General features: G+C 68.4%; 22 protein-coding genes, 2 tRNA genes, 1 other RNA gene and 1 pseudogene. 14 read left to right on the forward strand and 12 right to left on the reverse strand.

From position 1 onward, the window contains the following. Nucleotides 1-4 precede the first annotated feature (4 nt). The 4 genes from D1832_RS12050 to D1832_RS12065 form a co-directional block, all read right to left on the reverse strand. Nucleotides 5-2,662 carry an ABC transporter permease gene (locus D1832_RS12050; protein ID WP_118914325.1) on the reverse strand — a complete coding sequence of 886 codons (2,658 nt, stop codon included), beginning with the start codon at nucleotides 2,660-2,662 and terminating at the stop codon, nucleotides 5-7. Nucleotide 2,663: 1 nt separating this feature from the next. After that, nucleotides 2,664-2,969, reverse strand: a complete 306-nt coding sequence (locus D1832_RS12055) for a hypothetical protein (RefSeq protein WP_118914326.1) — start codon at nucleotides 2,967-2,969, stop codon at nucleotides 2,664-2,666. Continuing rightward, nucleotides 2,966-3,688, reverse strand: coding sequence for an ABC transporter ATP-binding protein (locus D1832_RS12060; protein WP_118914328.1), 723 nt, complete (start codon nucleotides 3,686-3,688; stop codon nucleotides 2,966-2,968). Before D1832_RS12060 ends, D1832_RS12055 begins: the two co-directional genes overlap by 4 nt. A gap of 213 nt (nucleotides 3,689-3,901) precedes the next feature. Further along, nucleotides 3,902-4,879 carry an NAD(P)H-quinone oxidoreductase gene (locus tag D1832_RS12065; protein WP_118914329.1) on the reverse strand — a complete coding sequence of 326 codons (978 nt, stop codon included), beginning with the start codon at nucleotides 4,877-4,879 and terminating at the stop codon, nucleotides 3,902-3,904. Between the two features lie 101 nt (nucleotides 4,880-4,980). Here D1832_RS12065 and D1832_RS12070 point away from each other — a divergent pair, with 101 nt between their 5' ends. Continuing rightward, the gene (locus D1832_RS12070) at nucleotides 4,981-5,490 is read left to right on the forward strand and encodes a ferritin (RefSeq protein ID WP_118914330.1); all 510 of its coding nucleotides are present in this window, start codon (nucleotides 4,981-4,983) and stop codon (nucleotides 5,488-5,490) included. Nucleotides 5,491-5,574: 84 nt separating this feature from the next. Here D1832_RS12070 and D1832_RS12075 read toward each other — a convergent pair whose 3' ends face one another. The 4 genes from D1832_RS12075 to D1832_RS12090 form a co-directional block, all read right to left on the reverse strand. Further along, on the reverse strand, nucleotides 5,575-6,156 hold the full coding sequence (locus D1832_RS12075; RefSeq protein ID WP_182434779.1) for a TetR/AcrR family transcriptional regulator: 582 nt from the start codon (nucleotides 6,154-6,156) through the stop codon (nucleotides 5,575-5,577). Nucleotides 6,157-6,862: 706 nt separating this feature from the next. Then, a tRNA-Ser gene (locus D1832_RS12080) sits at nucleotides 6,863-6,952 on the reverse strand. Between the two features lie 81 nt (nucleotides 6,953-7,033). Then, entirely contained in the window at nucleotides 7,034-7,549 is a 516-nt protein-coding gene (locus tag D1832_RS12085) for a LytR C-terminal domain-containing protein (protein ID WP_118914333.1), read from the reverse strand. Next, nucleotides 7,546-7,839 carry a type II toxin-antitoxin system VapB family antitoxin gene (locus D1832_RS12090; RefSeq protein ID WP_047312530.1) on the reverse strand — a complete coding sequence of 98 codons (294 nt, stop codon included), beginning with the start codon at nucleotides 7,837-7,839 and terminating at the stop codon, nucleotides 7,546-7,548. Before D1832_RS12090 ends, D1832_RS12085 begins: the two co-directional genes overlap by 4 nt. Nucleotides 7,840-7,900: 61 nt before the next feature. Between D1832_RS12090 and D1832_RS12095 the strand changes: the two genes are divergently transcribed. Further along, the gene (locus D1832_RS12095; RefSeq protein WP_118914334.1) at nucleotides 7,901-9,445 is read left to right on the forward strand and encodes a helicase HerA-like domain-containing protein; all 1,545 of its coding nucleotides are present in this window, start codon (nucleotides 7,901-7,903) and stop codon (nucleotides 9,443-9,445) included. Nucleotides 9,446-9,537: 92 nt separating this feature from the next. Here D1832_RS12095 and D1832_RS12100 read toward each other — a convergent pair whose 3' ends face one another. Further along, on the reverse strand, nucleotides 9,538-10,344 hold the full coding sequence (locus D1832_RS12100) for a LytR C-terminal domain-containing protein (RefSeq protein WP_165357913.1): 807 nt from the start codon (nucleotides 10,342-10,344) through the stop codon (nucleotides 9,538-9,540). Nucleotides 10,345-10,490: 146 nt separating this feature from the next. Between D1832_RS12100 and D1832_RS12105 the strand changes: the two genes are divergently transcribed. Together D1832_RS12105 and D1832_RS12110 are read left to right on the forward strand one after the other, a co-directional pair. Beyond that, nucleotides 10,491-10,580 (forward strand) — tRNA-Ser (locus D1832_RS12105). Between the two features lie 106 nt (nucleotides 10,581-10,686). Then, a complete protein-coding gene (locus D1832_RS12110) occupies nucleotides 10,687-12,024 on the forward strand; it encodes an MFS transporter (RefSeq protein WP_129664804.1) in 1,338 nt (445 codons plus the stop codon). Between the two features lie 70 nt (nucleotides 12,025-12,094). On the opposite strand, the gene ffs is transcribed toward D1832_RS12110, so the two are convergent. Next, an RNA gene (ffs, locus tag D1832_RS12115) (signal recognition particle sRNA small type) lies at nucleotides 12,095-12,189 on the reverse strand. 134 nt (nucleotides 12,190-12,323) lie between these two features. Here ffs and D1832_RS15590 point away from each other — a divergent pair. The 7 genes from D1832_RS15590 (at nucleotide 12,324) to D1832_RS12150 (ending at nucleotide 21,017) form a co-directional block, all read left to right on the forward strand. Beyond that, complete coding sequence (locus tag D1832_RS15590; RefSeq protein WP_206609398.1) at nucleotides 12,324-15,248, forward strand: DNA polymerase III subunit gamma and tau; 2,925 nt, start codon at nucleotides 12,324-12,326, stop codon at nucleotides 15,246-15,248. A gap of 71 nt (nucleotides 15,249-15,319) precedes the next feature. After that, nucleotides 15,320-15,928, forward strand: a complete 609-nt coding sequence (locus D1832_RS12125) for a hypothetical protein (RefSeq protein WP_118914338.1) — start codon at nucleotides 15,320-15,322, stop codon at nucleotides 15,926-15,928. Nucleotides 15,929-15,939: 11 nt separating this feature from the next. Beyond that, nucleotides 15,940-16,536 carry a recombination mediator RecR gene (gene recR, locus D1832_RS12130; RefSeq protein WP_047312527.1) on the forward strand — a complete coding sequence of 199 codons (597 nt, stop codon included), beginning with the start codon at nucleotides 15,940-15,942 and terminating at the stop codon, nucleotides 16,534-16,536. Nucleotides 16,537-16,692: 156 nt separating this feature from the next. Beyond that, a complete protein-coding gene (locus tag D1832_RS12135) occupies nucleotides 16,693-17,433 on the forward strand; it encodes an MBL fold metallo-hydrolase (protein WP_147362695.1) in 741 nt (246 codons plus the stop codon). Nucleotides 17,434-17,507: 74 nt separating this feature from the next. Next, entirely contained in the window at nucleotides 17,508-18,773 is a 1,266-nt protein-coding gene (locus tag D1832_RS12140; protein WP_118914340.1) for an aspartate kinase, read from the forward strand. A 53-nt stretch (nucleotides 18,774-18,826) separates the two neighbouring features. Continuing rightward, nucleotides 18,827-19,870 (forward strand): aspartate-semialdehyde dehydrogenase, encoded by a 1,044-nt coding sequence (locus tag D1832_RS12145; protein WP_118914341.1) that lies wholly within the window; start codon nucleotides 18,827-18,829, stop codon nucleotides 19,868-19,870. Between the two features lie 31 nt (nucleotides 19,871-19,901). Continuing rightward, nucleotides 19,902-21,017, forward strand: a complete 1,116-nt coding sequence (locus D1832_RS12150) for an aspartate-semialdehyde dehydrogenase (RefSeq protein ID WP_206609399.1) — start codon at nucleotides 19,902-19,904, stop codon at nucleotides 21,015-21,017. A 27-nt stretch (nucleotides 21,018-21,044) separates the two neighbouring features. On the opposite strand, the gene D1832_RS12155 is transcribed toward D1832_RS12150, so the two are convergent. Together D1832_RS12155 and D1832_RS12160 are read right to left on the reverse strand one after the other, a co-directional pair. Next, nucleotides 21,045-21,449, reverse strand: coding sequence for a hypothetical protein (locus tag D1832_RS12155; RefSeq protein WP_118914343.1), 405 nt, complete (start codon nucleotides 21,447-21,449; stop codon nucleotides 21,045-21,047). Beyond that, complete coding sequence (locus D1832_RS12160; RefSeq protein ID WP_147362696.1) at nucleotides 21,446-21,718, reverse strand: hypothetical protein; 273 nt, start codon at nucleotides 21,716-21,718, stop codon at nucleotides 21,446-21,448. Before D1832_RS12160 ends, D1832_RS12155 begins: the two co-directional genes overlap by 4 nt. A 251-nt stretch (nucleotides 21,719-21,969) precedes the next feature. Here D1832_RS12160 and D1832_RS15885 point away from each other — a divergent pair. The 3 genes and pseudogenes from D1832_RS15885 to D1832_RS12170 form a co-directional block, all read left to right on the forward strand. Beyond that, nucleotides 21,970-22,743, forward strand: a pseudogene (locus D1832_RS15885) (transporter substrate-binding domain-containing protein); the annotation flags it as partial. Between the two features lie 66 nt (nucleotides 22,744-22,809). After that, on the forward strand, nucleotides 22,810-23,433 hold the full coding sequence (locus tag D1832_RS15890) for an amino acid ABC transporter permease (RefSeq protein WP_241511000.1): 624 nt from the start codon (nucleotides 22,810-22,812) through the stop codon (nucleotides 23,431-23,433). After that, entirely contained in the window at nucleotides 23,430-24,242 is an 813-nt protein-coding gene (locus D1832_RS12170; RefSeq protein WP_118914347.1) for an amino acid ABC transporter ATP-binding protein, read from the forward strand. The genes D1832_RS15890 and D1832_RS12170 overlap by 4 nt, the downstream gene beginning before the upstream one ends. The last annotated feature ends 146 nt before the right edge of the window (nucleotides 24,243-24,388 follow it).

The following is a 24,388-nucleotide window of genomic DNA, read 5'->3' on the forward strand; positions in this document are numbered from 1 at the left end:
CTCCTCATGCTTCGCGGCGGGTCAGCGGCGGCGTGCGCCGGGCGAACGTCATCGAGATCGCCGCGGCGAGCAGGGGCACGCCGACGAGCAGGATGAGCAGCAGCCACCAGGGAACCACATAGGTTCCGGGGACGCTCGTGGCGCCGGTCTCGGTGTAAGCCGTTCCGGTGGCGTCCCGCGCCAGGATGAGGCCAGGCACGAGACCGATGGCGATGCCGACCACGCTGCCGATGAATCCGATCGCCGCGGCGTGGGCGCCGACGATGCGGCGTCGCATCCCCAGCGGTGCTCCGACCGTGGCGAGCGTGGCCGCGTCGGCGCGTGACTCGGCATCGTTGAGCAGGGTCGAGATGACCGTTGTGATGATGACGAGCAGTCCGGCGAGCGCCGTCAGCGCGAGCAGAATCTGACTCATGGGGCTCGAGTAGCCGCGCTCGACATAGAGATCCAGGCCGAACGGGGCTGCAGCTTTGAGCTGCGCTTCCATCCGCGTGTCGATACCTCCTGCCGGCGCGACGTTCAGGGCATAGATCTCCGTCGGCACCTCGTGCTTCTCGGCGGTCGAACGCAACATGATCGCCGTCGTGCCACGGTCGGTCTTCATCGTGTCGTTGATCCGCTTCTCGGGAATCGGGGCCGCCTCGAGCGAAACCGGCGTGCACGAGCTGGTCTTGGTTCGGCCGGTGTCGCTCCACTCGGCCACGAAGCGCTTCAGCGTGATGGTGTGGGGGCCCTGACGGGCCGGAGTCAGGATCTTCGCCGAGACCGAGCTCTTGGCCCCTGTCGAGAGCAGTACCCCGCCGCTCTCGAGGACCGAGCGCTGTGTCTCGCTCAGACCGAGGCGGTCCATGCCGCTGGCGTCGATGTACGTGGTCTCCAGCGACGCCGAGTCACGGTAATCACCGGCCGTGGGACAACTCTCGGCGAAGCCGATGAATTTCATCCCGTTGTCCCTGTTCACCCACAGGGGGACGATCGGCGACGCGATGCGGCGTGCCGCGGCCAGGCCTGCGTCGACCTCCGCTTGCGTGCGGGGTTGTGTGCCGATGCCGCTGTAGTTCGTGAACTGTCCGGTCCCCATCGGGACGCTCGGCGTGTACGTGGCGCGCTCGTGCGCGTCAACGCTGGACGCGAGGACGGTGACGCCGGTGCACACGGCCACCGTGGCCAGCACGGCACCCACGGACGCGGTGGCCCGTGTGCGCTGACGGCTGACGTCACGCACGGCGATGCGTGCCGTGAGGGGAAGGTGCCCCGCCAGTTTGCCGGCGGCCATGAGAACGTACGGCACGGCGAGGACGGCGCCGCCGAAGAACAGTGGCACGCCGACGTAGGCGAGGAGCGTCTGCTGAGAGGTGTCGTCATTGTCGAGCGTGACGGCCCGGTAGAGGCACAGCGTCCCGATGACGACACCGATGACGCCGACGACCGGCAGGCGTCGCTTGACCGTGCGCGACGAGACCTGGCCGCGCAGAGCCGCGAGAAGGTTGGTGCGGCCGGCTGCCATCGCCGGTGCGAATGCCGCGACGAGCGAGGCGAACGTCGCGACGGCGACGATCGCGAGCATCCAGCTGACGCGGATGTCGATCGGTGGAGTGATGCCGTAGAAGCGGACCCGGATGAAGTGACCGGCAGCGGCGCCCAGCGCGGTGCCGAGCAGCGTGGCCACCACGGCCGTCAGGGCGCCGAGGAGCATCGCCTCGGCCATGACCACGCGGCGCAACATGCCGCGCGTACCACCGTTGGCGGCGACGAGCCCGAGCGTGCGGCGTTGACGCGTGGCACTCGCAGCGAAGGCGGGAGCGGCGAGCAGCGCCGTCACGGCGACGAACGCCATCGTGCCGACGGCAATGCCGAGAGCCATACCGGGGTCGGTGGCCGTGGGTGCGACTTCTTCCTCGATGGCGGTACCCGGTGCGCTCACGGTGAGGCCGTACTTCTGCCACGACCGAGCTTCTGAAGAACTCCACGCCCGGGAGTCGGAGACGAGGAAGCTCACGTTCGTCGGACGAACGCCCTCGGGTGCCGGCCCGACGACGGCGACGCCGGGCACTCCGGCGCTGGTCACCCCGACCACTGTCACGGGGCTGGCGCTACCGTCGTGCACGCGCATGCCCAGCGGGCCGCTGGTGGGCAGGCCGATGATCCGTCCGTAGTCGGTGATGACGACCTCACCCGGCCGCTGGGGAGCCCGCCCCTCCTTGATCCTGAACTGCTGGCGCAGGATGGGGCTGGTGAGGTCGGTGAGCACCACCGAGCCTCTCGTGGCCGTGAAACCTGACCCGTTCGGTACCGGCGAGAAGACGCCGTACTCCTCGCTGAGGCCGATGGCAGGCGCGTCGGCCTGGCGCGAGATCTCGGTTGCAGTGGGGGGCTCGGCCTGCGTGACTTTGCGACCCGAGGCCGGGAAGGCCGTGATCGCCCGCGCGCCGGATGCCTGCTCGTCGTTGACCGTCACGACGGCACTGACCCCCCGGGAGCGCATCGCGGCGTCCTCGTCGGGCGAGATGTCCACCGTGGCGATGGCCGTGAGTCCCGCGGCCATGACGACGACGGGCAGGAAGATGAGCAGTGCGGCGAGAGCGGAGCGGCCCTTGTAGCGCTTGAGGTCGCGTAAGGCGAGACGGAGGGGTAGGCGCCAACCGCTGAGGGGAGCAGACATGTCAGCCCTCCTTGCGGGTGGCGGCCCGGGCCGCCATGACGAGAGCGCCGGCGGCGGACGCAGCGAGCACGATCTGAGCGCTCGTGGAATCGAAAAGCACACCGTCGAGGTAGGTCGTGTCCTCGGCCGTCGCCGCCGACGGCGTGCCGTGGGTCGGTGCCCACGTGCTCACGGCGACGGGCCCGGCAGGCTCGGCGTGGGCGGGCTCGGCGCTCGCGGTAGCGACCTGGGCGCCGGCGCCCATCAGGGTGAGCAGCAGCGATGCGGCGGCGATGCGGCGGGCCGGGACGCGGGAGGACTTCGTCATGACGTCACCTGCTCGCTCGTCTCGGCGCCCTCCGGGAGGTCGCCCACGACGTCGACGACGGCACCGTCACGCAGGTTGACGATGCGGTCGGCCCACGAGGCGTGACGCGAGTCGTGGGTGACGAGCAGAACGGCAGCGCCAGCGTCACAGCGGTCACGCAGCACCATGAGCACCTCTTCGCCGGTGACGGAGTCGAGGGCACCGGTCGGCTCGTCGGCGAGCACGAGGCTGCGGTCGCCGACGAGCGACCGAGCGATCGCGACGCGCTGCTGCTGGCCGCCCGACATCTCCTCGGGGTAGCGGTCGGCGAGATCCTCGAGGCCGACCGACGCGAGCGCAGCGATGCCGGCCTTGCGGGCGTCGCGGGTGCTGAGGCCGTCGAGTTCGAGAGGCAGGGCGGCGTTCTCGGCGGCGGTCAGTGCCGGGACGAGGTTGAGGTCCTGAAAGACGAATCCGACGCGCGTACGGCGAAGCGCCGCCATCTCCCGCTGCGGCAGCCCGACGATCGAGGCGCCGCCGACGAGTACGTCACCGGAGGTCGGAGCGTCGAGGCCCCCGGCCATGTTGAGGAGCGTCGACTTGCCCGAGCCCGACGGCCCCATGACGGCGACGAGCTCGCCCGGGTAGAGCGCGAGGTCGACCTCGCGCAGAGCATGGACGTCACCGGCCGGTGACGTGTGGGTCTTGCTGACGTGTCGCAACTCGAGTGTCGGCTTCATCTTCGTTCCCTCCGTGAGGATCGGTCCGGTTCGCCGTTCCCTCCCCGAGACAACGAGCCGGACCGGCTCCCGTTCCATCCGCGCATACGCAGTATGTATACCCGGTATGGAGATGTATACCGGGTATGTCGATGAGGGCGCAAGAGCGACACGCACGAGCCCACGGCGAGCAATGCGCTCGTCGTGGGCTCGGTCAACGGAGTGGCTGTGCGATCAGACGGTGAGGAGCACCTTGCCGATGTGCTGCGAGGCGGCGAGCTCGCGGTGGGCGTCTGCCGCCCGGGTGAGGGGGTAGGTGGCGTGCACGATCGGACGCACCGCGCCGGATTCGACGAGCGGCCAGACGTTTTCGCGCACGTGCGCGACGATGGCGGCCTTCTCCTCGCGCGGGCGTGAGCGCAGACCCGTCGCGGTGATCTGCGCGCGCTTGGCGAGCAGCTTCGACAGGTCGAGTTCGGCCTTCGTCCCGCCCTGCATGCCGATGACGACGAGCCGCCCGCTTGGCGCGAGAGCCGCGATGTTGCGTTCGAGGTACTTGGCTCCGACGACATCGAGGATGACGTTCGCACCGCCTTCGGCGTCCATCGCGTCGACGAAGTCGTCCTCGCGATAGTTGATGAGAATGTCTGCTCCGAGCGCCTTGCAGGCGGCGAGCTTCTCCGCCGAGCCGGCCGTCACGGCGACGCGGGCGCCGGACGCCTTGGCGAGCTGGATGGCCATCGTGCCGATGCCACTGCCGCCGCCGTGGACGAGGACGAGTTCGCCGGGTTGGAGGTCGGCCGTGAGGAAGACGTTCGACCAGACGGTGGAGGCAACCTCCGGGAGCGCTGCTGCGGTGACGAGGTCAATGCCGTGGGGGACCGGCAGGATCTGGCCGACCGGGGCCACGACGTACTCGGCGTAACCGCCTCCGGCAAGGAGCGCGCAGACCTCGTCGCCGACCTTCCACCCCAGCGTGTCGGTTCCGACGGCCTCGATCGTGCCGGAGACCTCGAGCCCCGGAAGCTCCGATTCGCCGGGCGGCGGCGGATAGAAACCCTGACGCTGCATGAGGTCCGCGCGGTTGACGCCTGCAGCCGCGACGCGGATGAGCACCTCGTCGCCGGCGAGGTCTGCGGGGCTGGGCGTGTCGACGTCGGCGGGAGTGAGGACGCTCTCGTCACCGAACTCGGGCAGCGTGATAGCGAGCATGTTTCGAGCCTATGTGACGAAGCTCCGCGCGGGACGGGGCGGTTGGTCAGGCTTGCCTCGTCTCACCTGCGCCACGCCGAATGAAGTGGCACGATGCAGATATGAAGCTCAGCGCAGATCTCGAAAAGGCATTCAACGACCAGATCACCCTCGAGTTCGAGGCCTCGATCGTCTACCGCCAGCTCGCCATCGAGCTCGACGCCATGGACCTCCCGGGCATGGCTGCGTGGCTGCGGCACCAGGCGGACGAGGAGATCGTCCACGCCAACAAGTTCATCGACCACTTGCTCGACCGCGACAACCACCCGAAGATCGGCTCCCAGATGGCTCCGAGCGTCGAGGTTTCGACCGTGCTCGACGCCTTCGAAGTGGCCTACGCGCACGAGAAGAAGGTCTCGGAATCGATCCGCGAGCTGTACCGCTCCGCCGATTCCGAGGGTGACCTCGACTCGCGTCCGCTGCTCAACTGGTTCCTCACCGAGCAGATCGAGGAAGAGGCGACGGTCAGCGAGATCGTCGGTCGCGTCGAACTCATCAAGGACGACGGCCCCGGCCTCCTGCGCCTCGACGAGGAGCTCGGTCAGCGCCCCACGCGTTCGACCGAGGGCTGATCCGCGGTTCCTCCGGACGCAGAAAGCGGCCGGTACCTGCTCATCCGAGCGGGTACCGGCCGCTTTTCACGAGCCGGAGAGGCGTCAGGCCGTGGCAGCCACGTGCACGCGGGGAAGCGTGCGTGCCTGATCGATGAGGTGGTGCTCGACGGTGTCGAGCGCTGCGGCCGTGCGGGCTGCGCGTGCCACGGTCGTGGCACCGTTGAGGGAGCAGAGGGCGAGGGTGGCGAAGGAGCGGGCAGCCTCGGGCTCGACGCCGCACTCGCGGAGGCCGTCGCTCAGGGTGTCGACGAACGTGGCGAAGACCACGGCGCATCGGTCGAGCTGTTCGGTGTTCTCCGCTGCGACGGTGACGGCGGTGGCGGCGCAACCCACTTCGAATTCGCCGTCGAGAACGTACGCGCGGTAGCCGTCGAGCACCGAACGAACGAACTGCTCGGGGTTGGCGCGGCGGATGGAGCCGATCTTCTCGACGAAGGTCTCTGCGTTTGCATCGAGAGCAGCAAGGACGAGTTCCTGCTTTCCCCCGGGGAAGTGGTGGTAGATCGAGCCGCGCGGGGTGCCCGTTGCCTGGGTGACCTCCGCGAACGAGGTGGATTGGAGGCCGCGTCGCGACAACAGGTCGCAAGCGCCCACGATCATGCGCCGACGCACGTTCTTGGCCATGAAACATCCTCCTGTGGGGCTTGCAGTGCGGTCGTGCCGCCTGCGAGCGATCATGCTGACTGGTGGTCCCACGCCGAGTGACGTTGGCATGGCACACGATACGCGAGTATTTGGACGGTTGTACGAATCCCAGTTGGGTCCTGAGCCTGGGCGAACAATGGGTGGCAGCCCGAGCGCAAGGCTCTGAAGAAACCAGATGGTTGTTGGTCAATATACCGGACGCCCGGGTTGGCGAGCGGAAGAGAGCACAGCGACTTCTTACTGAGATCGCCCGGATGCGCTGCGAAGCGGGTTCCGTTTCGCGGAGTTGGAAAATCGTCCAACTGTGGTGAGGTGGCCCGTTTTGCCCGTCACGTCGGGGGATCGTCGGCCCCGAGTGCGCGCAAAGCGGCGTGACGGGACCTTGGTCCCCACTTTTCGATCTGGTGGAAATGAGGGGCACTTTGGGGTGTGTGGCCCCTCCCTGTGGGTGGAGGGTGCGTCCTCAGTGGCTGGAGTGGGCGTCATCGGTTCGTCGAGTGGTCCGACCGACAGGCGGTGGGCCTTCTCCGTCTGGCGGTGGCGGTGGGAGCCGTCGTGACGCGCGGGGCTCGCTGTCGCTCGCTCGCGCGTCACTCCTCCCAAATCCCCCGTGCTTCATCAGATACGAATGGACCCCCACCCAGGGCGACTTCGTCGCTGGTCCTGGGTGGGGGTCATTCGTATCTGGCGGTGGCGGTGGGATTTGAACCCACGGTGGAGTCACCCCCACACACGCTTTCGAGGCGTGCTCCTTAGGCCGCTCGGACACGCCACCGCCAGAAAGATTACAACAGTGGGTCACTGAGTCAAAAACGGGATGACCGGGGCGTGAGGAATGTCGTAAGCCCGCTGGTGATCAGGAGCAGCTGGGTGAGGCGGACGGCTTCTCCGCGGCCTTCTCGAGCGTCGGGAACTGCGGGCCGACGACAACATCGACACCAGCGCCGTCGCGCCCGTCCTGGACGAGCTTCGCGCCCGGGACGCGTGGCTCGACGTACTTCTTGGCGTTCTGGGCTCCGCCCGGACCGAACCGAATCTCGCCCACGCTGGAGATCTTCTTCTTGTACGGGTCGTTGCTCACCGTGCCGACATTGAACTCGTACGTGCGCAAGGCGTCGGCGGCGTCACCGGCAGCGCCCTTCGGACCGCCCGCGTTGTAGACGTTGACGGGGAACGTGGCCTGAGGCGGCAGCGATGTCGTCGTGCCGCTGGGGCACTCGCCGGCCTTCGGCTTGCTCGGCTGGGACATGAACGTGGCGGCGAAGACGACGGAGCCGATGACCAGGAGGGCGCAGAGCGTCAGGATCGCCAACGAGCGCCGCTCGCGCCGACGGCGGGCACGCTCGAGACCGTTGTCGCGGACGTAGCTCACAGCGAAAGCACCCTGGCGTGGAACGTGGAACGCTGCTGCAACGCGGCGCGCAGGGCGCGGTGCAGGCCGTCCTCGAGGTACAGCTCGCCGCTGTAGGCGACGACGTGCGCGAAGATGTCCCCGTAGAAGGTCGAATCCTGCGAAAGCAGCGCCGAGAGATCGAGCGTGGCGCGGGTGGTCGTCAGATCTGCGAGGCGGACGACACGCGGCGTGATCGGCGACCAGTCCTTGGGCGTCACGAGGCCGTGGTCGGGGTAGGGGCGCGAGTCGCCGACGGCCTTGAAGATCACGGTCTCATTTTATGCGCGTCGTCTACTGCGCGTGCACACACGCGCCGGATATTGTCGCCGCGTGAGCGAAAACAATCAGCTTGAAGCCATCCGCACGGGTTACGCCTTCGAGGGCGGCTCGCTCGACCTCGGCGCTGCCGTCGACGCAGGCACCGCAGCACCAGACGTCCAGGTGCGTCTGCCGCTCGCGATGATGAACCGTCACGGACTCATCGCGGGAGCCACCGGTACCGGTAAGACCAAGACCCTCCAGCTCATGGCCGAGCAGCTCGCCACGAACGGCGTACCCGTCTTCATGGCCGACATCAAGGGCGACCTCTCGGGTCTGGCCGAGCCAGGCGAGTCGAACGACAAGGTCGCGCAGCGTGCGTCCGACGTGGGTCAGACGTGGGAGGCGAAGGGCTTCGAGGTCGAGTACCTCGCGCTGGGCGGTCAGGGCAAGGGTGTTCCCGTGCGCGCCACCGTCACATCGTTCGGCCCGACGCTGCTGTCGAAGGTGCTGGGCCTCAACTCGACCCAGGAGTCGAGCCTCGGGCTGATCTTCCACTATGCCGACAGCCAGGGTCTCGCGCTGCTCGACCTCAAGGATCTGCGCGCCGTCATCACTCACCTCACGTCCGACGAGGGGAAGGCCGACCTCAAGGAACTGGGCGGTCTCTCGTCGGCCACGGCCGGAGTCATCCTGCGCAATCTCATCGCGTTCGCCGACGGCGGCGCCGAGGCGTTCTTCGGTGAGCCGGAGTTCGAGACCTCGGACCTGCTGCGTACCGGCGCCGACGGTCGCGGCATCATCACCTGCCTCGAACTGCCGAGCGTCCAGGAGCAGCCGACGCTGTTCTCCACGTTCCTCATGTGGATGCTCGCCGATCTGTTCCAGGAGCTCCCGGAAGCCGGCGACCTCGACAAGCCGAAGCTCGTCTTCTTCTTCGACGAGGCGCACCTGCTCTTCGACGAGGCGAGCAAGGCGTTCGTCGACCAGATCGAGCAGACCGTTCGTCTCATCCGCTCCAAGGGCGTCGGTGTCTTCTTCGTCACGCAGACCCCGAAGGACGTGCCCGCCGGCGTTCTCGGTCAGCTCGGTAACCGGGTGCAGCACGCGCTGCGCGCGTTCACGCCGGACGATCAGAAGGCGCTCAACGCCACCGTACGTACCTTCCCGAAGAGTGGGTACGACCTCGAGGAGCTCCTCACGACGCTCGGCACCGGCGAGGCCGTCGTCACGGTGCTCTCCGAGAAGGGCGCGCCGACGCCCGTCGCGTGGACCCGCATGCTCGCACCGACGTCGAAGATGGCCCCGGCGAGCGAGGAGACGATGGACCGCGTCATCGGCGCCTCCGCCATCGCCTCGAAGTACTCCGAGGCCGTCGACCGCGAATCCGCGTACGAGCGTCTTCAGAACAAGTTCGCCCAGGCTCCCGCCGAGAGCGACAACGCCGAGGAAAAGCCCAAGGCCGCTCCGAAGGAAGCAGCGAAGCCGAAGGAGGAGCCCGGCATGGTGAGCCAGGTCGTGCGCTCCAGCGCGTTCAAGTCGTTCATGCGCTCCGCAGGCACACAGATCGGCCGCGAGATCACCCGCAGCCTGTTCGGCACGGGCCGCCGTCGCTGACGCGCCTTCCCCACGGACGAAGCGGGCCGCACCTTCGGGGGTGCGACTCGCTTCGTCCGTTGAACCGTCGAGGTGAGGCGTGAACTGCGACGTCAGCAGCTCGGTGTCGGTGAGGAGCCCGGGGCCTTCGTCGCCTGCGAGAGCGGGGCCACCTTGCCGCCCTTGAGCCACTTCGACCCGAGGTAGAGGCGTACGTCGCGTCCCGTCATGCTGACGTTCGCCTTCTCGTCCTGCAGAAGTCGCGAGCCGGGGATGCTCATCTGGACGCGCTGGGCGTCGGGCAGGCCCTCCTCGTCGTAGACGATGACGGCCGTGTCGTCGGGGTAGTAGGCGCGGTCGTTGGCCTTGGCCTCGCTGTGGAAGCCCTGCTTGGCCAGCTGGTTGCTCACCGTCGCAGCGAGTCCGCTCTGGAAGGTCGTATTGAACACGGCCACCTTGACGTCCTTGATGGGGCGCGGCGGCTGCGGCGTCAGCGTGAAGTCGTTGCCGATGACGACGTCGACCGTCGGGTCGGCCCGTTCGTCCTGGTACAGGTTGGCGTGCGGGATCTGAGTGGCGAGGTTGAGGGCGATCGTGCGCCCGGACTTGCCGTACCGGATCTCCGCGTACTTCGGTGTCGGCCGGTCGTCGGCGAGCGGGTCGTTCGCCACCTCGAGCAGATTGAGTCCTCGCCATCCGAGGCGCCTGGCGACTGTGGCCGCCTCACCCTTGGAGTCGCTCGCGTTGTACACGTTGGCGTACATCGTCGGCCAGGCGACGGTGCGAGACGGCTTCGGGTTGCCGGCCGGGCAGGTGGGCGCAGCCTTCTTCTTCGGCTCTTCCTTGCTGCTGCAGGCCCCCAACGTCACCGTGAGCGCCATGGCGAGGCAGGCGGCGCCCGCAGCGCGGTAACGAGGCATCGGCAGGCTCCTGATCGACCTTGGAGGGGCGGGTGTCATCGCATGCGCGATGCGTCGTCAGTCTACCGGCCCCAGGAGCGCTTCCCCGGGTGCGCCACGGCGGCACGATTGGGAGTTGAACGCAGGTTTGCAGTAAGATTTCCGGCGGAGGATTCGCATAGCGGCCTAGTGCGCACGATTGGAAATCGTGTTGGGGATGAAACCCCTCATGGGTTCAAATCCCATATCCTCCGCCACACAGCGATTGGCCCCGAGACTTCAGAGTCTCGGGGCCTTCGCGTGTCTTGGGGCGACATGGGAGCCGGGTGTCGCCAGAGGTCGCGGGGCTGGCATCATTGGTCGGTGCCCTCCGCTTCGATGTTCCGCGACTTGCCACGCCCCGCGAAGTGGATGCTCACCAGTCTCGTGTTCGACTTCGTCGGCACCGGCCTCATCATGCCGTTCGCCGTCGTCTACCTCCACGAGGTGCGCGACTTCTCACTCCAGACGGCCGGTGTTCTCCTCGCGCTACCCGCCATCGTCGGGTTGCTCGCTGTCGGACCGGGCGGTGTGCTCATCGACCGCTTCGGTGCGCGCCGCGTCGTCATCGCCGCGGTGTCACTCGAGATCGTGGCGCAGGTGCTCATGGCCAACGCGCTCACCGTGCCCGTGGCCGCGACGTCGCTCGTCTGCTCCGGTTTGGCTACAGGCGTCATCTTCCCGGCGGTGCAGGCGATGGTCGCCACCGTCATGCCCACCCACCAACGTCAGCACTACTTCGGGCTCAGCTTCACGCTGCTCAACCTCGGCCTCGGCATCGGCGGGATGCTGGGCGGTGCCGTCGTCGACGTGGAGCGTCCCGGGACGTTCGAGCGCATCTACTACATCGACGCGGTCACGTTCCTCATTCCGCTGATGCTCTACCTCGGCCCGCTGCGGCGCTACGGCGGCCCGGTGGCGCACGGCGCTTCGTCGGGCGACGACGGCGCGATGCCGGTCAGCGGCGGGTACCGACTCGTGCTGCGCGACCCGGCGATGCGGCTGCTCGTCGTGCTCGGGTTCGTCACGGCGTTCATCGGTTACGCCCAGTTCGGCGTCGGGTTCCAGGCGTTCTCGCGGACGGTCGCGCACATCTCCACCCAGGTGCTCGGGTGGGCGTACGCCGCCAACACGGCCGTCATCGTCGTGGCGCAGCTGTTCGTGCTGAAGTTCGTCGCCGGACGCCGACGCACCCGCGCGCTGCTCGTCATGTGTGTGCTGTGGGCGATCTCGTGGAGCGTGCTCGGCGTTGCCGGCCTGGCGGGGGAGTCGAACGTCGTGCTCGCCTCGGTGCTCGTGTGCGCGTCGGCCGCGATCTTCGGCGTCGGTGAGACCTTCCTGCAGCCGACGCTTCCCGCGATGGTCAACGACCTCGCCCCCGACCACCTGCGCGGCCGCTACAACTCGGCCTCTGCCGGTGCCTTCCACATCGCGGAGATCGTCGGTCCGCCGTTCGCCGGCCTGCTCATCGGGCACGCACTCGCCGGGTGGTACGCCGTCGCGCTCGTCGCGGGATGCGCCGTGGCTGCGTGGGTGACGATCGTCGTCGAGCGACAGCTGTCGCCGAAGGTCAACGGCGTCGGCGTGAGCGCGCCGGAAGAGATCGACGTCGAGGGCGAGATGGCGCTCGAGGTGCAGCGCGCGAAGCTCTCGACGGAGTGACGCTCGGCGTTGCCGTAGTGCGATGGCCCGGGCGGCGGTGTGCGCTCGCGCGCGGAGTCTGCCGGGGCATGTAAGCGCCCCCCACGTACCTGGAAGAGCTCTCCTACCCTTGCTGCATTCCTGCCCTGGGGGAGTTCGGAGAGGTACCACCACGTGGGGGGCTTGCCCGTACTCTACCGGGCACCCGGCGGCGTCCGCGAATCGCATTCCCCGCCCCGATGATGAGCGGTCGCCGCGGCCCCTGTGCCCGCATGTCCAGGAAACATCGGGTTGTCGGTGGCCACTACTAGGCTGACGCCATGACAACGGCCCTCTACCGCCGCTACCGCCCCGAGACGTTCGCCGACGTCATCGGCCAGGAGCACGTCACCGAACCGCTGATGCAGGCACTGCGCACCGGGCGGGTCAATCACGCCTACCTGTTCTCCGGCCCGCGCGGGTGCGGAAAGACGACGTCCGCGCGCATCCTCGCGCGCTGCCTCAACTGCGAGCAGGGCCCCACGCCCACGCCGTGCGGGGTGTGCGATTCGTGTAAGGCGCTGGCGCGCGGAGGTGCGGGTTCGGTCGACGTCATCGAGATCGACGCCGCGTCGCACGGTGGTGTCGACGACGCCCGTGACCTGCGTGAGCGCGCGTCGTTCGGTCCGGCGAGCAGCCGTTTCAAGATCTACATCATCGACGAGGCGCACATGGTGACGCCGCAGGGCTTCAACGCCCTGCTCAAGATCGTCGAGGAGCCGCCGGAGCACGTGAAGTTCGTCTTCGCGACCACGGAGCCGGAGAAGGTCATCGGCACCATTCGTTCGCGCACGCACCACTACCCGTTCCGGCTCGTGCCGCCGAAGAAGCTCACCGATTACATGGAGCAGCTTCTCGACGCCGAGGGCGTGGCTACGGAGCCGGGCGTGCTGTCGTTCGTCACGCGCGCGGGCGGCGGTTCGGTGCGTGACTCGCTGTCGGTGCTCGACCAGCTCATCGCGGGCTCCGGGCCCGAGGGCCTCACGTACTCGGGTGCTGCGGGCCTGCTGGGTTTCACCGACGACGAGCTGCTCGACGGCATCATCGAAGCCTTCGCGGCGGGCGATTCCGCGGCCGTGTTCCGTCAGATCGACCGCGTCATCGAGTCGGGTGCCGACCCGCGTCGGTTCGTCGAGGATCTTCTCGAGCGCCTGCGTGACCTCATCGTCGTGCGGGCCGTGGCCGAGGGGGCGGGCGCCGTTCTGCGTGCCGTCCCGGAGGACCAACTCGAGCGGATGCGCAGCCAGGCGGCGTCCTTCGGCGACGGCGCGCTCTCGCGGGCGGCCGACGTCATCAACGCGGGGCTGAGCGAGATGACGGGTGCCACCTCGCCTCGTCTGCAGCTCGAACTCATGTGTGCGCGCGTTCTGTTGCCGGGGATCGCGGGGCTCGACGGTTACGCGGCGCGCCTCGACCGCATGGAACGACGCCTCGACATGGGCGAACTGCCGCCGCGCTCGCCGGCCGGCCCGGTGCAGCACGCGCCGGCTGTTTCGCCAGGTGGCCCGGCTCCTGTGCGTCCGCCGAGTGGTGCTGCCGCTGAGGCACCGTCGGCTGCGCCGAGCGAAGAGCCACGCACCCGAGCCGACCAGGCCGATCGGGGCGCTGCCTCGCGTGACGAAGCCATGCGCGGTTCGGGCGACGAACGCGGGGGTGAGGCCGAGCGTCAGGGCCAGCGGGCCCAGGCCGCTGCGCGCGACGACGAGGCCGCGGGTGCTCCGTCGGGCACGAGCGGCGGTGTCGACGAGACCGAGCGCGAGCAGGTGCAGCGTCAGTTCGAGCAGTCCCAGCGGGCCGGTGGCCCGGGGTGGCAGGGCGAACAGGCGCAGCAGGCATCGCAGCCCCAGCAGTCGCAGGCGCCGCAGCAGCCGACGTCGGCATCCGGCGGCGGGCGCGGTGGCATGTCCACCGACGACATCCGTCGCGCATGGCCGGACGTACTCGATCGCATCTTCCGCATCAAGCGCGTCACGTGGACACTGCTGAGCCAGAACGCGCAGGTGCTCGAGTTCGACGGCGCTCGCCTCGTGCTCGGAGCGTCGAGCAGTGGCCTTGCGGCCACCATGTCGCGCGGGCAGCACCCCGAGGTCGTGCGTCAGGCCCTCATCGAGGCCATCGGTGTCGACGTCACGGTCGAAGCGCGCGCGATGAACGGCGGTGCGCCACAGGCGCAACCGCAGAGTGAGCAGCCCGCCGAGCCGTGGCAGTCGCCGTCACAGGGCGGGGGCTCGCAGGCACAGCGGGGGGCCGCCCAGTGGAATTCGCCTTCGGCGGGCTCCGACCAGGGCGGCCAGTGGAACTCCCCTTCGCAGGGCGAGCAATGGATTTCGCCGAGCGACGGCGCTCAGGCACGTGGGCAGCAGCCTGCTCCGGCCGAGCCGCCCTCGAGCGCCCCGGCGCAGTCGCAGGGCAAACCCGGCGGTTGGCGCGAACGGACGGGCTACCAGGGTTCGGGCACGACAGGTCACGTTCCTGTCGATCCCGCGCAGGCCGGTGACCCGCCCGCGCACGGCACACCGCGTGAGGCGGCCACGCCGTCACAGGACGCCGGTCTCGCCACGGCGGCCGCGCGCAGCAGCGCGTGGGGCTCCGACTCCGACGGCGACTGGTCGTCGCAGGCCGCGCCCGCACCGGACTGGGCAACCGGTAACGACGGGCCGGCGCAGCCGTCATCGACTGCCTCTGCCACGCCCTCACCGGCGCCCGAGGTCGACGCGGGCCCCGCTGACGCCGACGAGCCGACTCCTGACTGGATGGAGGAGGAGCCCGAAACCGACGTCGAGGCGGTCTACGACCCGCTGCCGCCCAAGTCGGAGCTCGGGGCCGGAGCCGCGCAGGAGACTGCTGGCGGCGAACCCTCCGGTGACTCGGCGTCCGACGAGGCGACCCCCGACGGTCAGGCGGCTGCCGCAGCCGACCCTCAGGCCACCGGGCACCTCGCGTCTCCCACGCCCCAGCCCACGCAGGGCGCGGTCGACGACGGACGAACTCTCACGCCGCGTCAGCGCGCTGAGAAGGCAGCCCGGGAGGCAGCGCAGAAGCAGGAGGATGCGCGTCGCGGCAACGGCGGCTCGGCGTACGACGACACGTCGGCGAGCATCGACGACGAAGACATCGAGAACTCCGATGCGGTCGGCCTGCCCGTCATCAAGTCGGTGCTCGGCGGCACGGTCATCAAGGAGGAAGGCCCCGACCAGGGCTCGTGATGATGAGGTCCGGGCGGCTCGGCACGCGGTTGATCGGAAGTCGGCGCAATCGTTCGCGCCGAACTGACCCGGTGAGGGGCAGAACCGATGCTCTGCTGCGCGACCGGGATGACGGCGGCGGCCCGCACGCGTGCTTTCCCAAAGCGGCTTTCACGTTCACGCTCGAGTGCGACCTCCCCGCGCCGGAGGCGTGGAGCCGTGTGGCCGACAGCGAACGTCACGGTGTGGCGGTGCCGTTCACGAACGTGAGCGGCCCGAAACCTGAGAACCTGCGCGTCGGTTCGCGGCTCGTGGCACGAACGGCGCTCGGTCCGTGTGGCTTCGACGACGTCATGATCGTGCGCGCCGCCGAACCCGGGCGCCTGCTCGTGTTCGAGAAGGTCGGCCGAGTCATCGGGGGAGTGGTCGACGTCCGTTTCACGCCGCTTCCCGCCCTTACCGATGCCCGCGGCATGACCCGTCCGGTTTCCACGGGCGGTGTTCGCCCGGACGCTCCGAGCGCTGACGGCGGGAACGAGCTCACCCGCGTCGAGTGGTGGCAGACGATCGCTGTGCCGTGGCTGCGAGGTCCGCTCACCCCGCTCGGCACGTTCGCGGCCACCCTGGCTTCCCCTCTCGCACGGCGGGGTTACGAGCGCGTCGTCGCGCGGGTGCTCACGGGTGTCGGTGGCGGCGCGTAACCTTTCTCCTTGTGTACGAAGGCGTTGTTCAAGACCTCATCGACGAGCTCGGTCGTCTGCCCGGCGTCGGCCCGAAGTCGGCTCAGCGCATCGCGTTCCACCTGCTCGAGGCCGACGAGGACGACGTGCGGCGCCTCGCCGAGGTGCTGCTACGCGTCAAGGAGACGGTGCACTTCTGCGAGATCTGCTTCAACGTGGCCGAGAGCAACCTGTGCCGCGTGTGCGCTGATCCGCAGCGCGACACGACGATGATCTGCGTCGTCGAGGAGAGCAAGGACGTCGTCGCCATCGAGCGCACCCGAGAGTTCCGTGGGCGCTACCACGTGCTCGGCGGCGCACTGAACCCGATCGAAGGCATCGGGCCGGGCGACCTCCACGTCACCGAACTCATGGCGCGACTCGGCGACAGCACGCTCACCGAGATCATCATCGCGACCAACCCGAACCACACCGGCGAAGCGACGGCGAGCTACCTCGCGCGCCAGATCGGGCCCATGGGCATCAAGGTGAGCAGGCTCGCGTCCGGCCTGCCGGTCGGCGGCGACCTCGAGTACGCCGACGAGGTGACGCTCGGCCGCGCTTTCGAGGGCCGACGCGTCTTTGCCTGACGCCCCCCGAACCGTCCGTTCGCGGACTTTCGCCGGTGTTGGCATCCGCGTTCTCGGGCGACCGATCGCTTACGCCCCTTCGAGGCACCGCGAACTCGTAGGTTGAGGTCAGGCGCGTCCGATCGGAGTGACGCATCTCGCACTCCGGGGGTTGTCGTGGAACAAGTTGCCGACGGTATGTGGCTGGGGCGCGGTACCGATGTCAACTGGATGCTCGTGCGCGACGGCTCCGATCTCACCCTCGTCGACGCCGGGTACCCCGCAGACATCGCGCGCCTCGAAGCGGACCTCCGCAGCATCGGCCACGGCCTCGGAGACATCCGGGCCGTCCTCGTCACGCACGCGCACATCGACCACATCGGTGGACTCCAGGGTTTGCTGAGCCGGCACGATGTTCCCGTCCTCATGGCCGCGCAGGAGCTACCGCTGGCCACCGGCGAGCAGGAGAAACCCGGCTCGCGCTCGGATCTCATACGGATGGCGTGGCGCCCCAACGTCGCCATGTGGCTGGGGCGTGTCATGCGAAGTGGCGTGCTGCACGAGGAGCCCCTGCGGGGCGCGCAGACGTGGAGTGACGGCGGCCCGCTCGACCTGCCCGGACGGCCGGTGCCCGTCGCGTCACCCGGGCACACGCCTGGTCACACGGCGTACTTCTTCCCCGAGCACGGCGTCCTCGCGACGGGTGACGCCCTCGTCACGGCGCACCCGCTCACCGCGGCGCACACCCCGCACCTCCTGCCGTCGGTTTTCAACGCCTCCGACGCCGGAGCTCTGGCCGCGCTGGACGTCCTCGCAGCCGTCGACGCGGACGTCATCGTCCCGGGCCACGGCGACGTGTGGCGCGGCCCGGTCGGCCGTGCCGCCGACCTGGCGCGTTCCGTACCAACCAGCATCTGAGCGTCGAAAAACCGCGCGGGGCGCCATCACTACACTCGAAAGCGCCCGAAGCAGTCGACCCCCGGAGCAGCACTGTGAGCCTCGTCGTCCAGAAGTACGGCGGTTCGTCTTTGGCGGACGCCGAGAGCATCAAGCGCGTCGCCCGCCGCATCGTCGACACGAAGAAGGCCGGCAACGACGTCGTCGTGGTCGTCTCGGCCATGGGTGACACGACGGACGAACTGCTCGACCTCGCCGCCGAGGTCAGCCCGGCGCCGCCGAGCCGCGAGATGGACATGCTCCTCACCGCCGGCGAGCGGATGTCGATGGCGCTCGTGTCGATGGCCATTTCCAACCTCGGCCACAGCGCACGCAGCTACACCGGTAGCCAGGCCGGCGTCATCACCGACGCGCAGCACGGCAAGGCCCGCATCATCGACGTCACGCCGGGCCGCATCACCGAGGCCATCGGCGAGGGCCACATCGTCATCGTCGCGGGCTTCCAAGGCGTCAGCCAGGCCACGAACGAGATCACCACCCTCGGCCGTGGCGGCTCCGACACCACCGCCGTCGCGCTCGCCGCCGGCATCAAGGCCGACGTGTGCGAGATCTACACGGACGTCGACGGCATCTTCACCGCCGACCCGCGCATCGTGCCGACGGCCCACAAGATCGACCGCATCACCAACGAGGAGATGCAGGAACTCGCCGCGTCCGGCGCGAAGGTGCTCATGCTCCGCTGCGTCGAGTACGCCCGCCGCTTCGACCTTCCCATCCACGTGCGCAGCTCGTTCAGCCATCACGAGGGCACGTGGGTCGTGAACCAGAAAGAAGGAGACTCCGTGGAAGACCCGATCATCGCCGGTGTGGCTCACGATCGCAGCGAAGGCAAGATCACGATCGTCGGCATCCCGGACAGCCCCGGCCGCGCCGCCGCCGTGTTCAAGGCGATCGCCGGTGTCGGCATCAACGTCGACATGATCGTCCAGAACGTCTCGGCCGGCACGGAGAAGAAGACCGACATCTCCTTCACGGTGCCCAAGGAGGACGCCGGGCGCGGCGTCGAGGTGCTCAAGGCGATGCAGGACGAGCTCGGTTTCGAGCAGCTGCAGTACGACGACCAGGTCGGCAAGCTCTCGCTCGTCGGCTCCGGCATGCGCAGCAACCCGGGCGTCTCGGCCACGCTGTTCCAGTCGCTCGCCGACGCCGGCATCAACATCGAGATGATCTCCACGTCCGAGATCCGCGTCTCCGTCGTCACGAGTGACGATGAACTGGACGAGGCCGTGCGCGTCGTCCATAGCGCCTTCGGCCTCGACGCCGACGGCGAAGCGGTCGTCTACGGCGGCACCGGCCGCTGAGGCGCCCACCCCAAGACTTGTGTGAGGGCGCGTCGCGCCCGGAGGAGAAGGAAATGGCGAAGGAACTCAACGTCGGCGTCGTCGGTGCCACCGGCCAGGTGGGCGGCGTCGTGCTCGAACTGCTCGAGGAACGAAACTTCCCGATCAAGAGCCTGCGCCTGTTCGCGTCGGCGCGCAGTGCGGGCAAGCACGTCACCTTCCGCGGCGAGGCCGTGACGATCGAGGATGCCGCCACGGCCGACCCGAGCGGCCTCGACATCGCCATCTTCTCCGCAGGTGGCGGTACGTCGAAGGAACTCGCGCCGAAGTTCGCGGCAGCGGGTGTCACCGTCATCGACAACAGCTCGGCGTGGCGCCTCGACCCCGACGTTCCGCTCGTCGTCTCCGAGGTCAACGGCGAGGAGATCGCGAACGCGACGAAGGGCATCATCGCCAACCCGAACTGCACGACGATGGCCGCGATGCCCGTGCTCAAGCCGCTGGCCGACGCCGCCGGCCTCAAGCGCCTCGTCGTCTCGACCTACCAAGCCGTCTCCGGCTCCGGTGTCGCGGGCGTGCGCGAGCTCGCCGAGCAGATCCGCAAGGGCGCGGAGGCCGACCTCGAGAGGCTAGCTCTCGACGGTGAGGCCGTCGACCTCGGCGCGCCGAACAAGTACGTCGCCAACATCGCCTACAACGTTCTCGCGATGGCCGGCTCGGTCGTCGACGACGGCACGAACGAGACGGACGAGGAGCAGAAACTGCGCAACGAGTCGCGCAAGATCCTCGGTCTGCCCGACCTCGCGGTCGCCGGCACCTGCGTGCGTGTGCCCGTGTTCAGCGGCCACTCGCTGTCGGTCAACGCCGAGTTCGAGCGCGACATCACGCCCGAGCAGGCGCGCGAACTTCTCGCCGACGCCCCCGGCGTCGAGTTGACCGAGGTGCCGATGCCGCTCGTCGCCGCCGGCAAGGACGCGAGCTACGTCGGGCGCATCCGCCAGGACGGTTCGGTCGACGGCAACAAGGGCCTCGTGCTATTCATCAGCAACGACAACCTGCGCAAGGGTGCCGCGCTCAACACGGTGCAGATCGCAGAACTCATCGCCGCCGGAGAGTAGTTTCCCAGGCTGCGCGCCTATGCTCGAAGGCGTGAACTCGACTCAGTCGCAACGTCCCACCCTGGCCGTCGTCGGCCCCACGGGGCTGGTCGGTCAGGCCGTGCTCGAGATCCTGTCGACTCGCGTCGACGCCTGGGAGGACGTGCGTCTGCTCGGCTCCGACAAGGACGCCGGGCGTCGCCTGCTCGTGGGTGCCGAGGAGGTCGAGGTCGAGGCGCTCGACAGCGAGAGCTTTTACGGCGTCGACGTCGTCATCTTCGCCACGCCGCCCGAGGTCTCGGCCAAGTGGGTGCCGTTCGCGACGGCGGCGGGCTCGCTCGTCGTCGACACGTCCGAGGCCTTCCGTGACGACCCCGAAGTGCCGCTCGTCGTGCCCGAGGTCAACGCGCGCGACATCGACAACCGGCCGCGCGGCATCGTCGCGATGCCCTGCGGCCCGGCCATCATCATGCTGCCGGTGCTCGCCACGCTGCACGAGCACTGGAATCTCACGCACGTGACGGCGACGTCGCTGCAGGCCGTCACGGGTGCCGGCCGCGTGGGCGCCGAGCGGCTCTTCGCGGAGGTGGGCGCCCTCACCGGCAACCCGCGCGTCGGGCAGATGCCAGGCGACGTGCGCCGATACGTCGCCGATCTACCGGACGACTCGCCGTTCCCGGCGCCCATCGTGAGCAACGTCGTGCCGTGGATCGGGCGACACTCCGGCCGCGGGTGGGCCAGCGAGGAAACCGACATCAAGCACGAGCTGCGTCATGTGCTGCAGCTGCCGAACCTCAAGGTGGCGGTGACGTGCGTGCAGATCCCGATCGTCACGACCCACATGTCGACGCTGCACGTCAGTTTCGACAAGAAGGTGACGCCGAGTGACGCTCGTCGTGCCATGACCGAGGGCGCGAACGGCGCCATCGTCATGCCCGACGAGGAGGGCGTCGACTGGCCCACGCCCGTCGACGCGATCGGTACCGACCCGGTGTGGGTGGGGCGCGTACGTCAGGTGGAGAACAACCCGCACACGCTCGACTTCATCGTCTGCGGCGACAACATCCGCAAGGGCGCTGCGCTCAACGCGCTGCAGTTGGCCGAGATGCTCATCGGCGTGGGCCCGTACGCCGTGCGTGAGGACGACGGAGCGGCGACGGCTCACTGAGCGGCGTCGCTCGCAGGCACAACCGCGTCAGGTCAGGTCAGTCTCCGGCGTTCGACCGAGTTGCCGTTCGAGTGAGCGCTGACGCCACAGTTGCCAGAACACGAACGGGGCGAGCGCGAGAACGATCACGGCCAGCGCGTCCCGCAGACCGAAGCTCTCGCCGTCGGCGACGGTGGTCACCAGGCTGAAAGGCATGACGAGAGGGCCGAGCGCCAGGAGGATCGCGGACAGACGCCGCGAACCGCGCTCCTCGAGGAGCATCGCGCGCTGAAGGTCGCGCTCGTGCGGGGCGTCGAGCCTGCGACCCGAGTGTGTCGCCCGCTTGATGCGCTGGCGTTCTGTGGTGGGCAACCGGTCACGCTCGCCGAGCAACCGCGACGCCTCCATCCGCGTCATCTCGCGGGGTGGGGTGGTGCCGTTCTCGACGGTCATCTGAAGTACTCCTTCGTCAGCCCGAGCTTGCGCTCGACGGCGTTCCGGCCAGCACCTTCTCGGAGGGTGAAAGCGGCCACGCCCATCATGCCCACGAAGGCGATCCACGCGGGGACGTCGGTCGGGTCCAGAGCGACGCGCCCGACCTGCAGCACCGCGAGGACGAGGAACACCCAGCGAGCCCAGATGCGCCACCAGCGGGCCTTTCCGAGAAGAGCGATCTGAGTGCGCAGATCGCCGGGGTCCGTGAGCACCTCACCGCGATTCAAGGCCCGGTTGATGCGGCCTTTCGTCGCGCTGTCCGCGCACGTGAATTCGTACTGAAGCGTGGCGATCTAGCCCTTGGACAACTGGGGAGATTCGGTGGGGCGTCACGCATGCCTCGACCATAGGCCCACGTCCTCGCTCAGAGCACGCCCCCGTCCAGAGACTGCGGTTCGAGGTGCGCCTCCCATAACGTCACGTTCTCGCATCTCAAATAGGAGATATGGGCGCGTGAGCGTACTCTCGACGGGTGAGAATGGCCGACCGTGACGGCCTCGGGGCGCTGCGAGCCCGAGGCATCTTCGTCGCGCTTCTGAGTTTCGTCGCAGCGATCCTGTTCGCCGGAGCGGCTGCTCCCGCAGCCCACGCCGCGGAGAACGACCAGCTGCCGAAGACGCTGCGCGTCGGCACCGAGGGTGTCTACCCGCCGTTCAGCTTTCACAAGGGTGGCGAACTGACGGGCTACGACGTCGATTACTTCCGCGAGGTCGGTAAGCGCCTCGGCGTGAAGGTGCAGTTCGTCGAGACGCCCTGGGATTCGATGTTCGCCGGCCTCAACTCGGGCCGCATCGACATCATCGCCAACCAGGTGACGAAGAACGAAGAGCGCATCGCCCAGTACGACCTGTCGTCGCCCTACGTCACGACCACGGGTGTCGTCGTGACCAAGAAGAGCGACAACAGCGTCAAGAAGCTGGCGGACCTCAAGGGCAAGAAGTCGGCCCAGAACATCACCTCGGACTGGGCCAACACGGCGAAGGGCGCCGGCGCGAACATCGTGTCGGTCGAGGGCATGGACAAGGCCGCCGCTCTCGTCGAACAGGGGCGGGCGGACGCCTTCGTCAACGACGAACTGGCCGTGAAGTACTACCTCGCCACGCACCCGAACTCGGATCTGAAGATCGCCCTGACGACCGAGGACAAGAGCGAGTCGGTCTTCACTGCCCGCAAGGACACGAACATCACTCCGGCCGTCAGCAAGGTCATCGACCAGATGGAAGCTGACGGCACGTCGAAGAAGCTCTACGACAAGTACTTCACGACGAAGGCCACCGGTCAGTCGACGTGGGACGTCATCAAGGAGAACTTCGGCTCGATGCTCCTGGCAACGGTCAAGGTGACGATCCCGCTCACCGCCGTCGCGTTCGTCGTCGGCCTCGTGCTCGCGCTTGGCGTCGCCCTCGCACGTCTCAGTTCAAACGCTGCCATCTCCTGGCTGGCCCGCGCGTTCATCTCGATCTTCCGCGGGACGCCGCTGCTCGTGCAGTTGTTCATCATCTTCTTCGGCCTGCCGGAGCTCGGCCTCAAGCTCAACCCGTGGATCTCGGCCGGGATCGCCCTGTCTCTCAACGTGGCTGCCTACGCCGCCGAGATCATCCGCTCGGCGATCCTGTCGGTGCCCAAGGGGCAGTGGGAGGCCGCGGAGACGATCGGCATGAGCCGCTCCACGGCACTCAAGCGCATCGTCCTGCCGCAGGCGTCACGCGTTGCTGTTCCGCCGCTGTCGAACACGCTCATCTCGCTCGTCAAGGACACGTCGCTCGCCGCGACGATCGGCGTGACCGAGGTGTTCCACCAGTCGCAGATTGCGGCCGCTCCGACAAGCAAGTTCCTCGGTCTCTACATCACGGCTGCACTCATCTACTGGGTTCTCTGCTTCGTCCTCAGCATCGTTCAGACCCGACTCGAAGACCGACTCGGAAGGCACGTGGCCCGATGACCGATCACACGACCACCCAAGCGACCGGCCCCCTCGTCGAGGTCACCGGTCTGCGCAAGGCCTTTGGCGGCACCACGGTGCTGCGCGACATCGACTTCACGGTGCCCAAAGGCTCGGTGACGGTGCTCCTCGGACCGTCCGGTTCGGGCAAGACGACGGTGCTGCGCTCTCTCAACGTGCTCGACCTGCCGGACGCCGGCGTCGTACGCATCGGAGACGCAAGCGTCGACTTCTCGGCGGTGACGCGCGGACGTGACGGCCGCGCCCGCGGCGAGTCGGCCAAGAGCGTCGCCGCGCTGCGTCGTCAGAGCGGAATGGTCTTCCAGCAGCACAACCTCTTCCCGCACAAGAGCGCGCTGGAGAACGTCATCGAGGGCCCGGTCGTCGTGCAGGGTGAGCCGGTGCGCGAGGCCGAGGAACGCGGACGCGAACTGCTCGCCAAGGTCGGCCTGGCCGACCAGGCGGACAAGTACCCGTACCAGCTCTCGGGCGGTCAGCAGCAGCGCGTCGGTATCGCCCGGGCGCTCGCCCTGCGACCCGAACTGCTGCTCTTCGACGAGCCGACGTCGGCCCTCGACCCCGAGCTCGTCGGGGGAGTGCTCTCCGTCATGCGTGAACTCGCCGACGAAGGGCGCACGATGTTCGTCGTCACGCACGAGATCCGCTTCGCCCGCGACGTGGCCGACCAGGTGCTCTTCATGGACGGCGGCGTCGTCGTCGAGCGCGGTACGCCCGCCGAGGTCATCGACGCCCCGCGGATGGAGCGCACGCAGATGTTCCTCAAGCGCATCCTCGATCCGCTCAGCTGACGCCGCGCCGACTGCGCGCGAACACCCCGACCCTGCTCGAACGAGCGGGCGGATTCTCGTGGTCCTCGCAACACCTGATTGATCACGTGGTTTGAAGTAGATCACGCAGGCGCTCGGCTGGGTTGTCCCAGTTGAGCGTTTTGCGT

Origin of the sequence: Dermacoccus abyssi (assembly GCF_003515945.1) — a bacterium.
Classification (GTDB): Bacteria; Actinomycetota; Actinomycetes; order Actinomycetales; family Dermatophilaceae; genus Dermacoccus; species Dermacoccus abyssi.